Below are 13,591 nucleotides of genomic sequence, written 5' to 3' on the forward strand. Positions count from 1 at the left end.
CACCGTACTTTTTTGGGCGCTGGCAAAGGAAAAGGGGCAGAGGTTGCCCCCTGCCCCTTTGATACCAGCCGAACCGCTTCGGTTCCGCCCGTCACAGTTCCGAAAGATCCACCGGATCTTTCGTCGGGCTGGGCCCGGTCCGGCCTGTCAGCCCTTGACGGCCTTGGCGACTTCCTCGGCGAAGTTCTCTTCCTTCTTCTCGATCCCCTCGCCCACTTCGAGGCGGACGAAACCGGTGATCGTGGCACCCGCTTCCTTGGCGGCGGCCCCCACGGTCAGGTCGGGGTTGATGACGAAGGCTTGGTTCACCAGCGTGATGTCGGCCAGGAACTTCTTCATCCGGCCTTCGATCATCTTCTCGATCACGGCCTCGGGCTTGCCCGATTCGCGCGCGATGTCGATCTGGATCTGGCGTTCCTTTTCCACGACCGCCGGGTCCACGTCGCCCTCGTCAAGCGCGGCGGGGTTGACGGCTGCGACATGCATCGCGACCTGCTTGGCGAATGCCTCGTCGCCACCGGTCATCGCGACCAGAACGCCGATCTTGCCCATGCCATCGGCGGCAGCGTTGTGGATGTAGGACACAACCGTCTCGCCCTCGATCCGGGCCATGCGGCGCACGCCCATGTTCTCGCCGATCGTGGCGATCTTGTCGGTCAGCGTGTCGGCGATGGACTTGCCGCCCATATCGGCCGCCAGCAGCGCCTCGACATCGGATGCGCCCAGTGCTGCCTTCGCGATGCCCGCGACCATGCCCTGGAATTCGGCATTCTTGGCCACGAAGTCCGTTTCCGAGTTCACCTCGACCGCGACGCCGGTGCCCCCGGTGACCGCGACGGCCACAAGACCTTCGGCAGCCGTGCGGCCCGATTTCTTGGCGGCCTTGGCCAGACCCTTGGTGCGCAGCCAATCGACGGCGGCTTCGAAATCGCCATCGGTCTCGGTCAGCGCCTTCTTGGCGTCCATCATGCCTGCGCCGGTCGCTTCGCGCAGTTCCTTCACCATTGCAGCGGTAATCGCCATGAGCGTTCTCCTGATATCTCGTGTCGGCGCGCAAGGCATCTGCCCTGCGCGCGTGTCAATTGGATGACAAGGCGTTCAGCCCTCGGCGGCGTCTTCCGCAACGATGTCCTCGGCCAGCGCCTCTTCGGCGGCCACCTCTTCGAAGGCCCCGATATCGACGCCAGCGGTCTGCAGCTGGGCCGACATGCCATCGAGCGCCGCGCGGCTGATCAGATCGCAGTAAAGCGCGATGGCGCGTGCCGCATCGTCATTGCCGGGGATGACGTAATCGACGCCATCGGGCGCGCAATTGGTGTCGACCACGGCCACGACCGGAATGCCCAGCTTGCGCGCTTCCGCGATGGCCAGATCTTCCTTGTTCACGTCGATGACGAACAACAGGTCCGGCAGGCCGCCCATCTGGCGGATACCACCCAGCGACGCCTGAAGCTTGACCTGGTCCCGCTCCATCCCGAGCCGTTCCTTCTTGGTCAGACCGTCAAGGCCCTGCTCCATCTGCTCGTCGATGGATTTCAGACGCGAGATCGAATTCGACACGGTCTTCCAGTTGGTGAGCGTGCCGCCCAGCCAGCGGTGGTTCATGTAATATTGCGCGCAACGCTCGGCGGCTTCCGCGATGGGCTTTTGCGCCTGGCGCTTGGTGCCCACGAACAGGATGCGGCCGCCCTTTGCGACGGTTTCGCGCACGACCTGCAGCGCCTGGTCGAGCAATTCGACGGTCTGGGTCAGGTCGATGATGTGGATGCCGTTGCGGTCGCCGTAGATATACGGGGCCATCCGCGGGTTCCAGCGCTGGGTCTGGTGGCCGTAGTGCACGCCAGCTTCAAGAAGCTGACGCAGCGAGAAATCAGGAAGCGCCATCCTAATGGTTCCTTTCCGGTTTGCGCCTGAGCGGAGGATAGGGGCATCTGCCCCAACCGGTGGACGCTGCGGGGATGTCTCCCGCCGCAGGCCCGCCTCCGCCTGTGAAGTGAGCGTGCCGTTACGGGGTTTCGCGGGGAATGGCAAGCCCTGCCCGACCTCTTGTCGCGGTGGCAGTCGCGGCTGGGGGCTCTGCCCCCGGCGCGTGCCGCGCCTCCCCCGGAGTTTTCGGGCCAAGATGAAGGCCAAGATCAAGGCCAAGATCAAGGATGGACGCCCGCGGGCGGCTTTTGTAGAGCCGAAGCATGACACGCGCCCCCGATATCCTCTGCATAGGCTCGGTCCTTTGGGACATCATCGGGCGCACGCCCCTCCATATGGCACCGGGCAACGACAAGCCGGGGCGTATCGCGCGCGGGCCGGGCGGCGTCGCGCTCAACATCGCCATGACGCTGCGCCGGTTCGGGATGCGCCCGGGCCTTGTCTCCGTTCTGGGCGATGACGCCGCGGGGCGCGAATTGATCGAGGCCTGTGCAGCCATGGGCCTTGATTGCCGCGGGCTGCTGGTCGACCCCGACCTGCCCACCGATTGCTACATGGCCATCGAGGCGCAGGGCACGCTGGTCGCGGCGCTTGCCGATGCCCATTCGCTCGAGGCCGCGGGCGCGCGTATCCTTGCCCCGCTCAGCGATGGCCGTCTGGCCAGCACGGATGCGCCTTGGACTGGCCCCATCGCCATCGACGGCAACCTGACCGAGGATCTGCTGGCCGAGATCGCGCAAAGCCCGCTCTTCGCCCACGCCGATCTGCGCGTTGCCCCCGCCTCCCCCGGCAAGGCTGAACGCCTCCGCCCGCTCCTGCGCCATCCGCGCGCGACGCTTTACGTGAACCGGGAGGAAGCGGGGCTTCTGACCGGCACGCGGCCCGCCAATGCCGCCGCCGCCGCATCGGCCCTCCTGGCGCAGGGCGCGCGGCGCGTGCTGGTCACCGCCGGGGCCGAGATGGCCGTCGATGCCGATGCCACGGGCACGATCAGCGCCGTCCCCCCGCCGGTCGAGGCGCATCGCATCACCGGGGCGGGCGACACGTTCATGGCGGCCCATGTCGCCGCCGAACAGGCGGGGCTCGACCGCGCGGCGGCCCTTGCCCGCGCCGTGCAGGCTGCCGCCACCTATGTCTCGGGAGACGATCCATGACCCCCCTGCCCCTTACCCTGTCGCCCGAGGTGGCGGAGGCCAAGGCCTGCGGCGCGCCCATCGTGGCGCTCGAATCGACCATCATCACCCACGGGATGCCCTATCCCCAGAACCTCGAGACCGCCCGCGCGGTCGAGGACGAGGTGCGCCGCGCGGGCGCAACGCCGGCCACCATCGCCGTGCTGGACGGAGTGATCCACGCCGGTCTCGATGCCGATGCGCTGCAATCGCTTGCGCAGGCCAAGGGCGTCGCCAAGCTCAGCCGCGCCGATCTCGCCGCCTGTCTCGCCACGGGCGGTACCGGGGCCACGACGGTCGCCGCCACCATGATCTGCGCCGCCCGCGCCGGCATCGCCGTCTTCGCCACCGGCGGCATCGGCGGTGTCCACAAGGGCGCGGAGGACAGTTTCGACATCTCCGCCGATCTTCAGGAACTGGCGCAAACGCCCGTGACGGTCGTGGCCGCCGGGGCCAAGGCCATTCTCGACCTGCCCAAGACGCTCGAGGTTCTGGAAACGCTGGGCGTCCCCGTGATCGCTGTCGGCCAAGATGCCTTTCCCGCCTTCTGGAGCCGGGACAGCGGCCTGCCGGCGCCCTTGCGCATGGATGATCCCGCCGCCATCGCCCGCGCCCACAGGATGCGCGCGGCCCTCGGCCTGCCCGGCGGGCAATTGGTGGCCAACCCGATCCCCGCGGCCGATGAAATCCCCGCCGCCACCCTCGCCCCCCTGATCGCCAAGGCACAGGCCGAGGCCGAGGCGCGCGGCATCGCGGGCAAATCCGTCACGCCCTTTCTCCTGCAACATCTGTTCGAACTGACCGACGGGCGCACGCTTGGGGCCAATATCGCGCTGGTGCTGAACAACGCCCGCCTCGCCGCCCGCATCGCCACGGCGCTGGCACAATAGGGCGCGCCTCATCGCGTGCTTGTGCGTGGCACGGCCCGCGCATAGATACATCCCAAAGGGCGCATCGCTGGATGCGCCCGTGGCCCTACCGGACCCCGCGCGCATGAAACTGCCCGAAACGCCTCCGCCGCCGCGCCGCGGCCCCTTTGCCGCCTTCCGGTCGAATTTCCTGACCGGGCTCATCGTGATCGCGCCCATCGGCATCACGATCTGGCTCTTGTGGACGCTGGCGGGCTGGATCGACAGCTGGGTTTTGCCGCTGATCCCCTCGGCCTACAATCCCGCGCATCTGATCAACCGATACACCGGGCTCGAGGTCGATATCCGCGGTATCGGGGTCGTGACGTTTCTGCTCTTCACCGTCATCATCGGCTGGCTGGCCAAGGGGTTGATCGGCCGCTCGCTCATCCGCTGGGCGGAATCCCTCGTTCTCTCCATCCCGGTGATCCGCTCGCTCTATTCCGGGCTCAAGCAGATCGCCGAAACGGTCCTGCAACAGGGCCAGCAGAATTTCGACAAGGCCTGCCTCATCGAATACCCGCGCAAGGGGATCTGGGCCATCGCCTTCATCTCGACCAAGGCGCGGGGCGAGGTGCAGACCAAGACCGCCGATGATGTCGTCGCCGTCTTCATGCCGACGACGCCAAACCCGACCTCGGGCTTCCTCCTCTTCGTGCCGCAAAAGGACGTGACGATCCTCGACATGCCGGTCGAGGATGCGGCCAAGCTGATCATCTCGGCAGGGCTCGTCTATCCCAATGCCGAGAACCCGGCGAAACCGCCCAAGATCCTGCCCGACGCAGCCGAGTAAACGCTCCGCCTGACAAGGCCCTCCGGCGCAGGCCACGCGCAAGATCGGGCGCATCCACCGTGCACAGAAAAAACTCCGATCCTCAAAGACGCCCCTAACACACCGGGGGTCTTCGGCCGTTACAATCTACAGTAACGAGTGCCGGGCGGCTCCTCGGGGCCGCCCGGAGGCGTACCCAAGGCCGTCGCGGTCTATTCCACCCACCACACATCGGGCGACCAGCCGATCCAGTCGCCATAGATCGGGATCGTCTCGGGGAACCGCAGCCGCGCATCATGCGCGATCCGGCTGACCGGGTTGTGCCAGAACGGCACGACATAACGCTCCGACGTCAGCACCCGGTCCAGCGCCTGAACGGCGGCCACGTAATCCTCCTGGCTCTCGGAATTGAGCATCCGCGCGATCATAGCCTCGATCGCCGGATGGCAGGCCCCCATCAGGTTGCGCGATCCCGTCACCTCGACCATCTCGCAGCCCCAGTAGCTGTATTGCTCGTTGCCGGGCGACAGCGACAGGCCATAGCGCTCGTAGATCATGTCGAAGTCGAAATTGTCCCGACGCTCCCGGAATTGCGCCGCATCGACCCGCGACACCTCCACCGCGATGCCCAACCGGGTCAGCGCCTCGGTATAGATGTTCACGATGGCCTCGTTCTCGGACGATCCGGTCTGCAACAGGATGTCGAAGGTAAAGGGCGCGCCCTCGGGCGTCGTCATCACCCCGTTCTCGACCGTGTAGCCCGCCTCCTCCAGCAGATCGATCGCAGCCGCGATCCCCGCCCGGTTGCGCTCCGTCCCGTCGGAAACGGGCATCTCGTAGCCCTCCAGCGCGCCGGGCAGAAGATCCTCGGCAAAGGGTTCCAGGAATTCGGCCACCCGCCCCGTCGCGGGGCCAGGCTCCATCGCGAGAGTCGAATTGGCGAAATAAGACGTGATGCGCGGATCGACGCCCCCGTTCAGCGTCTGGTTGATGAATTCCGCCGGAAAGGCCCGGATCATCGCCTCGCGCACCCGCCAATCGGCAAAAGCGGGCTTGCGCGTGTTCATGACAAAGCCCGTCATGCCCGAGGGTCTTTGGTGCGGCACTTCCGACAAAACCACCTCGCCCGACCGCACGCGGGGGAAATCGTAATTCGTGGCCCAGGCCTGCGCCGAGGTTTCGCGCATCATCGACAAGAGCCCCGCGGTAAAGGCCTCCGTCATCGCCGTGCCATCGGCGAAAAACTCCATCCGCACCTCGTCGATCACGTTCGTGCCCCGCCGGAACGGCAGATCCGCGCCCCAGTAATCGGGGTTGCGCGTCAGCGTGACATAACGGCCCGCCTCGAAATCGGACACGACATAGGGCGCGCTTGCGATGGGAATGACATCAAGCCCCGATTGCGTGAAATCCCGCCCCTCCCATTGCGCGGCTTGCAGGATCGGGCGCAGGCCCATGATCATCGCAAGCTCCCTGTCGGGCTCGGCGAAACTGATCCTGACTGACCGCTCGCCCGTGGCCTCGATCCCCGATACCCGGCTCCAGGCGCCAAGGTAGCGGGGATGGCCGACCGTGCCCAAGGTCTCCATCGACCAGATCACATCGGCGACGGTCACGGGGCTTCCGTCCGAAAACCGCGCCTCCGGGCGCAGGACAAATTCGACCCAAGAATGGTCAGGGGCCACCTCGACCGATTCGGCCAAAAGCCCGTAAAGCGTGAAAGGCTCGTCCCACGACCGCCCAAGCAGCGATTCGTAGCCCAGAAGCCGCAATTGCCACGGCACCGAGCCTTCGCGGATATGCGGATTGAGACTGTCGAAACTGCCCACTTCGCCCGTCACAACGCGCCCGCCCGTGGGCGCATCGGGGTTTGCATAGGGCAGATGCTGGAAATCGGGCCCGAGCGCGGGCTCCCCATACATTGCGATCCCGTGCATCGGCTGCGCGATACCTGCCCCGGCAAACGCCACCGTGAGCGCAAAGACCGCCAAAGCGGCCCGGGCGCGCGGGAAACAATTCCTGTGCATCTGCGAACAATCCTCGTTCGATCAAGGGAAACTGGCCCGAGGCTAGCCGCGCGGCCGAACCATTACAAACCCTTCGCTTGGATTTTCGGTTGGACAAGGGCCAAGCCATTGCTTATACAGGGGTCACTGCTCGATAGGTTTCTTGCCTGTATGAAACCTGCCTCAATAACTGAACGCCGGCCTCGTGCCGGCGTTTTTTTCTTGGGCGGTTCCGACCCCGCGCCCCTGTTCATCTCGCAGCTGCAGCAATAGGCTGCGCCCCGAGTCGTTATGAGGGGAACAAGACCATGGCCATCACCACCGATCTGTCCGGCAAGACCGCCGTCATCACCGGGTCCAATTCCGGCATCGGGCTGGGCATCGCCCGCGAATTGGCCAAGGCGGGCGCGCATGTCGTTCTGAATTCCTTCACCGACCGCAAGGAAGATCACGCGCTTGCCGCCGAGATCGCCAGCGTCTGCGGGGTCAAGGCGCGCTACATCAAGGCTGACATGTCGAAAGGCGACGACTGCCGCGCCCTGATCGAAGAGGCCGGCGCTTGCGACATCCTCGTGAACAACGCAGGCATCCAGCATGTGGCGGGCATCGACAAATTCCCGGTCGACAAATGGGATGCGATCATCGCGATCAACCTGTCCTCCGCCTTCCACACCACGGCGGCCGCCCTGCCCCTGATGCGCGATGCGGGCTGGGGCCGGGTGATCAATATCGCCTCTGCCCATGGCCTGACGGCGAGCCCCTACAAATCCGCCTATGTCGCGGCCAAGCACGGCATCGTCGGCCTGACCAAGGTGACGGCGCTCGAATGCGCGGGCCAGCAGATCACCGCCAATGCGATCTGCCCGGGCTATGTCCTGACGCCGCTGGTCGAGGCGCAGATCCCCGACCAGATGAAGACCCATGACATGGACCGCGACACCGTGGTGCGCGAGGTGATGCTCGCCCGCCAACCGTCCAAGGAATTCGCCACCGTCGAACAGCTGGGCGGCACCGCCGTCTTTCTCTGTTCCGATGCGGCAGCCCAGATCACCGGCACGACGATCAGCGTCGATGGCGGCTGGACCGCGCTGTGATCGAGGTCTGATAGAGGGGGCTCTGCCCCCGGCACGGCCCCATGGGGCCGCGCCTCCCCCGGGATATTTTTGAAACAGAGAAGCTGAGGGCGGGCGATGGCGACGAAGCGGATCAATCTCGCCCTGCAGGGCGGTGGCGCACATGGCGCCTTCACCTGGGGCGCGCTCGACCGGTTGCTGGATGAGCCGGGGATCGAGATCGCGGGGCTTTCGGGCACCTCGGCGGGCGCGTTGAACGGTGCAGCGGTCAAGGCGGGCCTCGTGCAGGGCAGCCGGGCCGCCGCGCAGGACAATCTGCACTGGTTCTGGGAACAGGTCGGCGCGATCACCGATCCCGCCCTTGCGCCATGGCTCGGCGCCGCCGCCCCCGCCGCGATCAGCGCCGCGATCGAAGCCTCGCTTCCCTTCGCCATCGGCGACGGCATCGGGCGCATGATCAGCCCCTATGCCACGGGCCCTTTCTACGCCAACCCGCTGGAACGGATCGTGACGCGCTTTCACTACGACAAGGTCTGCGCGGGCGACGGCCCGATGCTGGCGATCTGCGCCACCAATGTGCGCAGCGGCAAGATCCGCGTCTTCCAGGGGGCCGAGATCACGCCGCTGTCGCTGATGGCCTCCGCCTGCCTGCCCACGCTCTTTCGCGCCGTCGAGATCGAGGATCCCGCCACCGGCCGGACCGAGGCCTATTGGGACGGCGGCTATACGGGCAACCCCGCGCTCTTCCCACTCTTCGCGCCCGATCTGCCCGCCGATATCGTCGTGGTGAACATCAACCCGCTCTGGCGCGACGAGCTTCCGACCAGCGCCCGCGCGATCCAGAACCGCATCAACGAGATCAGCTTCAACGCCTCGCTGTTGCGGGAATTGCGCGCCATAGCCTTCGTGCAGCGCCTGATCGACGAGGGCCGGATGGACGAGGGCCGGATGAAACGCGTCCTCGTCCACATGATCTCGGACGATGACCTGATGCGGAAATTGTCGGTCGCCACCAAGATGGTGCCGGTGCCCGCCGTCCTGCACCAACTTTACGAGGCCGGCCGCAGCGCAGCCGAGACCTTCCTCGCGAAACATATCGACGCCATCGGCAAAACCGGCAGCGTCGATATGGCCGAAATGTTCGGCTGACCGCGTCGGGCGTCAGTCGGTGTTGGCGACACCAAGGCTCATGATCGGAGTGCTTTGCACAAGGTCGTAGCCCACGCCGAAAACAGCGCTGTCGAAAATATAGCCGGCAAAGACATCGACCCCGATATCTTGCGTGGCGAAATAATAGGTCACGCCCGCGCCCAACGTGCTTTCATCGACCTGATCGTTCTCGAGGAACCGGGCCGACACACCGAAATTGGGCTGCTGGTTCGCCCCGAAGGTCAAGGTGCCCCCAAGCATGAAGGTCCCATCGGCCAAGGCGGGCGAAACGGAAAGGAACGCAACGCAAGTTGCGGCAAGGATATGTTTCACGGCACTGCTCATTGTTTGTTGCTTTTCTAGCCGTGATAGTAGCACGCCGAGCGAAAGATACAACCGTTAGCGTGCGCACCCTATCAGAGCGATGTGACCCACAAGATCACCGCATCATCTTCCGAAAGCGAGATCACGTTATGCCCCATCGAGGCATCGTAATAGGCGCTTTCCCCACGCTTGAGATCCACGGGGGCGTAGAATTCGGTCATCAGCCGCACCACGCCGGTCAGAACATAGAGGAATTCCTCCCCGTCATGGCGCACCCAGCCATCGAATTCCTCGAAACTCCGCGCCCGGATCCGCGCCCGGTAGGGCAGCATCGCCTTGCGCGTCAGGCTGCCGGCCAAAAGCTCGTGTTCATAGGTCGCGGTCGCATGGGCCTGCCCCTCGCCCTGCCGCGTCACCGCCATGCGCCCGTTCACCCTTGGGTCCGTCGGCGGCGTGAACAGTTGCGGCACCGTGATGCCCAAGCCCTGCGCCAGCTTTTTCAGCGCCTCGTAGGTGGGCGACATCTGCCCGTTCTCGATCTTGGAGAGCGTGGATCGCGCCAGCCCCGCGTGACTGGCCGCCTGTTCCAGCGTCCAGTCGCGCGCGCGGCGCAGGTCGCGCACCCGCTGGCCGAGGTCGACAGGCTGGGGCGGGCTTTCCTCGCCGCTTTCCCGGGCAAGGCGGATCAGGCTTGGTTCATCCTTCATGGCGCGATGCTCTAGCGCCGCCCCGCGCGCCTTGCAACGGCCCCGTGCCGGGCGTAATCCCGATGCCATGCAGCCCTGCCCCAGCCCCTACAACCTCGCGCAAGACGTGCTGGCCGCAGGCCGCGCCACGCCCGACAAGATCGCGCTCGCGGTGCTCGGCCCCGCCCGCGCCGACCGTTGGAGCTTTGCCCACCTCGAACGCGCGGTTCTCGGGCTGGCGGGCGGGCTTTTGGCACAGGGGTTCGCGCCGGGTGACAGGATCCTCCTCCGGCTCGGCAACACGCCAGAATTTCCCGTGGCCTTCCTTGGCGCCGTCGCGGCGGGCCTTGTGCCCGTTCCCACCGCCGAGGGGCTGACCCCTCCCGAACTTGACCGACTGATCCCCCTCATCGCGCCCAAGGCGATCCTCGCCGCGCCCGGCATCGCGCTGCCCCCGGATCCGCCCTGCCCGGTCCTGACCGATCTTGCCGCCCTGATGGACCACGCGCCGGGCGGCTATGCCACCGGCGATCCCGACCGGCTGGCCTATATCGTCTTCACCTCCGGCTCCTCGGGGCGGCCCAAACCCGTGGCCCATGCCCACCGCGCGCTGCGGGCCCGCCGCCTGATGTGGGACGGCTGGTATGGCCTGCAATCCACCGACCGGGTGCTTCACGCGGGCGCCTTCAACTGGACCTTCACGCTCGGCACGGGCCTGCTTGACCCTTGGTCCATCGGGGCGACGGCGCTCATCCCCGCGCCGGGGACCGCTCCCGAAACCCTGCCGCTCCTGCTCAGACGCCACGATGCCACGATCCTTGCCGCGGCCCCCGGCATTTTCCGCAAGCTTCTGGCAGGCGACACCGCCCTGCCGCTGCCCAAACTGCGCCACGCGCTCGCGGCGGGCGAAAAACTGCCCGAGACGTTGCGCGCCCGCTGGCAGGCCGCCACCGGCACCCCGATTTTCGAGGCGCTCGGCATGTCGGAATGCTCCACTTTCATCTCGGGCAGCCCCGCCCGCCCCGCGCCGCCCGGCACGCTCGGCTATCCCCAACCGGGCCGCCGCATCGCCATCCTGACGCCCGAAGGCACCCCGGTCGCTCCGGGCAAGATCTGTATCCTCGCCATCCATCGCGGCGATCCGGGCCTGATGCTCGGCTATCTGGGGCAGGATGGCTTCGATCTGCCGCTCACGGGCGACTGGTTCCTGACCGGCGATCTGGTCTCCGAGGATCGCGATGGCGCGCTGCACTATCACGGGCGGCGGGACGACCTGATGACCACCGGCGGCTTCCGCATCTCGCCGCTCGAGGTGGAAACAGCCTTCCAGGGCGCGCCCGGCCTCGTCGACTGCGCCGCAAGCCCCGTCACCGTCAAATCCGAGACCGATATCATCGCGCTCGCCCATGTCGGCACCGCGACCGAGGACAGTTTGCGCGCGCTGGCCGAAACCCGCCTCGCCCGCTACAAGCAACCCCGCCTCTACATCGCGCTCCCCGCCCTGCCCCGCTCGCCCAACGGCAAGCTCGACCGCCGCGCGCTGGCCCGGATCCTGAAGGAAAGCCCATGATCAAGCTCGACATCCTCTCCGACCCGATCTGCCCATGGTGCCTGATCGGCTGGACGAACCTCGCCCGCGCGCTCGAGGCGCGGCCCGATCACCCCTTTCTCATCGAATGGCACCCGTTCCAGCTCAACCCCGACATGCCCAAGGGTGGCATGGACCGCCGCCACTATCTCGAGACGAAATTCGGCGGCAAGGAACGGGCGGTTCAGGCCTATCTGCCCGTCTTGCAACATGCTGAACGCGCCGGGATCACGCTCAACCTCGACGCCATCACCCGCACCCCCAATACGCTCGACGCGCACCGCCTCATCCATTGGGCCGGGATCGAGGGGCGGCAAACCCCCGTTGTCCTCGCGCTCTTCCGCGCCAATTTCGTCGAGGGGCGCGACATCGGCGATGCCGCAACCCTGGCCGAGATCGCCGCGGCCGCGGGCATGGACCGCGCCATGGTCGAGATGCTGCTTGCCGGCGATGCGGATGCCGCCGATATCGCCGCGCGCGACACCCATGCAAGATCGCGGGGCGTCACCGGGGTGCCCACCTTCGTCATCGACAACCAGCATGTGCTGACCGGCGCGCAACCGACCGAAACCTGGCTCTCGATCATCGACGAGATCATGGCCCAGCTCCCGGATCAGGGCGCGTGAACATGGCTTCATCTTCCCTCAAATACGGATGGCCCGACGCCGGCCGCGCGCGCGCCGCATGATGGACAAGACCGCCCCCATCCCCCGCCTCTCGCGCGGCGAATTCATCGCGCTCATGGGCATGATCTTCGCAACCGTTGCCTTTTCCATCGACGCGATGCTGCCCGCGCTCCCCCAGATCGCGGAGGCGCTCACGCCCGCCGATCCCAATCTCGCGCAACTTGTCCTGACCAGCTTCGTCCTTGGCCTCGGCATCGGCACGCTTTTCACCGGGCCTTTGTCCGACAGTTTCGGGCGCAAGCCCGTGATCCTCGCAGGTGCCGCGCTCTATGTCCTTGGCGCGATCCTCGCCTTCACCGCCTCCTCGCTCGAATGGCTTCTGGCCGCGCGCCTCTTGCAGGGCTTGGGCGCGGCAGGCCCGCGCGTCGTGGCGACCGCCATCATCCGCGACCTCTATTCCGGCCGCCAGATGGCCCAGATCGTCAGCTTCGCCATGCTGATTTTCACCATCTTTCCCGCCGTGGCCCCGATGATCGGGGCCGCGATCATCTGGGGCTTCGGCTGGCGGGCGATCTTTCTCGCCTTCCTCGTCTTTTCGGCCATCTCGGTCGGCTGGCTCCTGATCCGCCAGCCCGAAACGCTGCCGCCGCCCGCGCGGCGCCCGTTTCACGTCACGCCGCTTCTGGCGGCGTTGCGCGAGACGCTCAGCCTGCGCCAGATGCAGCTTTCCATCCTCGTGCAGACGCTGGTTTTCGGCACGCTCTTCGGCACGATCTCCTCGATCCAGCCGATTTTCGAAACCGTCTTCGACCGCGCGGGCAGTTTCCCTTTCTGGTTCGCGCTGATCGCGGCTGCCGCGGCCCCCGCCGCGCCGATCAACGGGATGCTGGTCGTCCGCCTCGGGATGCGCCCGCTGGTGCGCCGCGCGCTTCTGGGACAGATGCTCGCCTCGGGGGTGGTCGCCGTGGTCCTTGCCTTTGCCTTGTCGGATCAGGCGGCATTCTGGGTCTTTTTCGCATGGTCGTGCAGCGTCTTCGCGCTGGCGGGCTTCACCATCGGCAATCTCAACGCGCTGGCGCTCGAACCGCTTGGCCATGTCGCCGGGATGGCGGCCTCCGTCATGGGGGCGCTGGCGACCGTTGGGGGTGCTGTTCTCGGCGCGATCATCGGGCAGTTTTTCGACGGCACGCCCCTACCCCTGATCTTGTCGGCCGCCGTGCTCTCGGGGCTCGGCGCGCTGGTCATGATCTGGATGCCGCGCGACCGGGGCTGAGGCTTTCTTGCCGAAAGATGAACGGTTAACTTTATGGGTAAGCTGCAGGTCACAATCGGGCCGAAACCTTAACCTTTCCGCAACCTGT

The 13,591-nt window shown here is 66.4% G+C and carries 13 protein-coding genes; 8 read left to right on the forward strand and 5 right to left on the reverse strand.

Translation table 11 applies throughout. The features are described 5' to 3' along the window. Positions 1 to 147: 147 nt before the first annotated feature. Both tsf and rpsB read right to left on the reverse strand, forming a co-directional pair. Positions 148 to 1,023, reverse strand: a complete 876-nt coding sequence (gene tsf / locus QQK63_RS10495; RefSeq protein ID WP_277822500.1) for a translation elongation factor Ts — start codon at positions 1,021 to 1,023, stop codon at positions 148 to 150. 75 nt (positions 1,024 to 1,098) lie between these two features. Then, the gene (gene rpsB, locus QQK63_RS10500; protein ID WP_277822502.1) at positions 1,099 to 1,884 is read right to left on the reverse strand and encodes a 30S ribosomal protein S2; all 786 of its coding nucleotides are present in this window, start codon (positions 1,882 to 1,884) and stop codon (positions 1,099 to 1,101) included. Positions 1,885 to 2,189: 305 nt separating this feature from the next. On the opposite strand from rpsB, the gene QQK63_RS10505 reads away from it, so the two are divergent. The 3 genes from QQK63_RS10505 to QQK63_RS10515 all read left to right on the forward strand — a co-directional run bounded on the left by QQK63_RS10505 (position 2,190) and on the right by QQK63_RS10515 (position 4,799). After that, entirely contained in the window at positions 2,190 to 3,080 is an 891-nt protein-coding gene (locus QQK63_RS10505; protein WP_277822504.1) for a PfkB family carbohydrate kinase, read from the forward strand. Further along, positions 3,077 to 3,988 (forward strand): pseudouridine-5'-phosphate glycosidase, encoded by a 912-nt coding sequence (locus tag QQK63_RS10510; protein ID WP_277822506.1) that lies wholly within the window; start codon positions 3,077 to 3,079, stop codon positions 3,986 to 3,988. The genes QQK63_RS10505 and QQK63_RS10510 overlap by 4 nt, the downstream gene beginning before the upstream one ends. Before the next feature lie 103 nt (positions 3,989 to 4,091). Then, positions 4,092 to 4,799, forward strand: a complete 708-nt coding sequence (locus tag QQK63_RS10515; RefSeq protein WP_277822508.1) for a DUF502 domain-containing protein — start codon at positions 4,092 to 4,094, stop codon at positions 4,797 to 4,799. A 191-nt stretch (positions 4,800 to 4,990) separates the two neighbouring features. Here QQK63_RS10515 and QQK63_RS10520 read toward each other — a convergent pair whose 3' ends face one another. Then, the gene (locus QQK63_RS10520; protein ID WP_277822510.1) at positions 4,991 to 6,805 is read right to left on the reverse strand and encodes an extracellular solute-binding protein; all 1,815 of its coding nucleotides are present in this window, start codon (positions 6,803 to 6,805) and stop codon (positions 4,991 to 4,993) included. Between the two features lie 287 nt (positions 6,806 to 7,092). Here QQK63_RS10520 and QQK63_RS10525 point away from each other — a divergent pair, with 287 nt between their 5' ends. Continuing rightward, positions 7,093 to 7,878, forward strand: a complete 786-nt coding sequence (locus tag QQK63_RS10525) for a 3-hydroxybutyrate dehydrogenase (protein WP_277822512.1) — start codon at positions 7,093 to 7,095, stop codon at positions 7,876 to 7,878. Positions 7,879 to 7,974: 96 nt separating this feature from the next. Next, entirely contained in the window at positions 7,975 to 9,006 is a 1,032-nt protein-coding gene (locus QQK63_RS10530; RefSeq protein ID WP_277822514.1) for a patatin-like phospholipase family protein, read from the forward strand. A 12-nt stretch (positions 9,007 to 9,018) separates the two neighbouring features. On the opposite strand, the gene QQK63_RS10535 is transcribed toward QQK63_RS10530, so the two are convergent. Beyond that, entirely contained in the window at positions 9,019 to 9,351 is a 333-nt protein-coding gene (locus QQK63_RS10535; RefSeq protein WP_277822516.1) for a hypothetical protein, read from the reverse strand. 71 nt (positions 9,352 to 9,422) lie between these two features. Then, positions 9,423 to 10,037 carry a helix-turn-helix domain-containing protein gene (locus QQK63_RS10540; RefSeq protein ID WP_277822518.1) on the reverse strand — a complete coding sequence of 205 codons (615 nt, stop codon included), beginning with the start codon at positions 10,035 to 10,037 and terminating at the stop codon, positions 9,423 to 9,425. On the opposite strand from QQK63_RS10540, the gene QQK63_RS10545 reads away from it, so the two are divergent. The 3 genes from QQK63_RS10545 to QQK63_RS10555 are packed head-to-tail and all read left to right on the forward strand — an operon-like array spanning position 10,036 to position 13,503. Beyond that, positions 10,036 to 11,586, forward strand: coding sequence for a class I adenylate-forming enzyme family protein (locus QQK63_RS10545; RefSeq protein ID WP_336618783.1), 1,551 nt, complete (start codon positions 10,036 to 10,038; stop codon positions 11,584 to 11,586). The genes QQK63_RS10540 and QQK63_RS10545 overlap by 2 nt on opposite strands. After that, positions 11,583 to 12,230 (forward strand): DsbA family oxidoreductase, encoded by a 648-nt coding sequence (locus QQK63_RS10550; protein WP_277822520.1) that lies wholly within the window; start codon positions 11,583 to 11,585, stop codon positions 12,228 to 12,230. The genes QQK63_RS10545 and QQK63_RS10550 overlap by 4 nt, the downstream gene beginning before the upstream one ends. Positions 12,231 to 12,288: 58 nt before the next feature. Then, a complete protein-coding gene (locus tag QQK63_RS10555; RefSeq protein ID WP_277822522.1) occupies positions 12,289 to 13,503 on the forward strand; it encodes a multidrug effflux MFS transporter in 1,215 nt (404 codons plus the stop codon). Positions 13,504 to 13,591 lie beyond the last annotated feature (88 nt).

It is taken from the genome of Roseicyclus marinus, from assembly GCF_030163795.1.
GTDB lineage: Bacteria > Pseudomonadota > Alphaproteobacteria > Rhodobacterales > Rhodobacteraceae > Roseicyclus > Roseicyclus marinus.

Bases quoted from the DNA above. Each gene is read 5' to 3' on its own strand.
- QQK63_RS10510 (WP_277822506.1), top strand. From the start codon at position 3,077: ATGACCCCCCTGCCCCTTACCCTGTCGCCCGAGGTGGCGGAGGCCAAG.
- QQK63_RS10550 (WP_277822520.1), top strand. From the start codon at position 11,583: ATGATCAAGCTCGACATCCTCTCCGACCCGATCTGCCCATGGTGCCTG.
- QQK63_RS10525 (WP_277822512.1), top strand. From the start codon at position 7,093: ATGGCCATCACCACCGATCTGTCCGGCAAGACCGCCGTCATCACCGGG.
- QQK63_RS10515 (WP_277822508.1), top strand. From the start codon at position 4,092: ATGAAACTGCCCGAAACGCCTCCGCCGCCGCGCCGCGGCCCCTTTGCC.
- QQK63_RS10505 (WP_277822504.1), top strand. From the start codon at position 2,190: ATGACACGCGCCCCCGATATCCTCTGCATAGGCTCGGTCCTTTGGGAC.
- rpsB (WP_277822502.1), bottom strand. From the start codon at position 1,884: ATGGCGCTTCCTGATTTCTCGCTGCGTCAGCTTCTTGAAGCTGGCGTG.
- QQK63_RS10545 (WP_336618783.1), top strand. From the start codon at position 10,036: ATGGCGCGATGCTCTAGCGCCGCCCCGCGCGCCTTGCAACGGCCCCGT.
- QQK63_RS10530 (WP_277822514.1), top strand. From the start codon at position 7,975: ATGGCGACGAAGCGGATCAATCTCGCCCTGCAGGGCGGTGGCGCACAT.
- QQK63_RS10520 (WP_277822510.1), bottom strand. From the start codon at position 6,805: ATGCACAGGAATTGTTTCCCGCGCGCCCGGGCCGCTTTGGCGGTCTTT.
- QQK63_RS10555 (WP_277822522.1), top strand. From the start codon at position 12,289: ATGATGGACAAGACCGCCCCCATCCCCCGCCTCTCGCGCGGCGAATTC.
- QQK63_RS10535 (WP_277822516.1), bottom strand. From the start codon at position 9,351: ATGAGCAGTGCCGTGAAACATATCCTTGCCGCAACTTGCGTTGCGTTC.
- QQK63_RS10540 (WP_277822518.1), bottom strand. From the start codon at position 10,037: ATGAAGGATGAACCAAGCCTGATCCGCCTTGCCCGGGAAAGCGGCGAG.
- tsf (WP_277822500.1), bottom strand. From the start codon at position 1,023: ATGGCGATTACCGCTGCAATGGTGAAGGAACTGCGCGAAGCGACCGGC.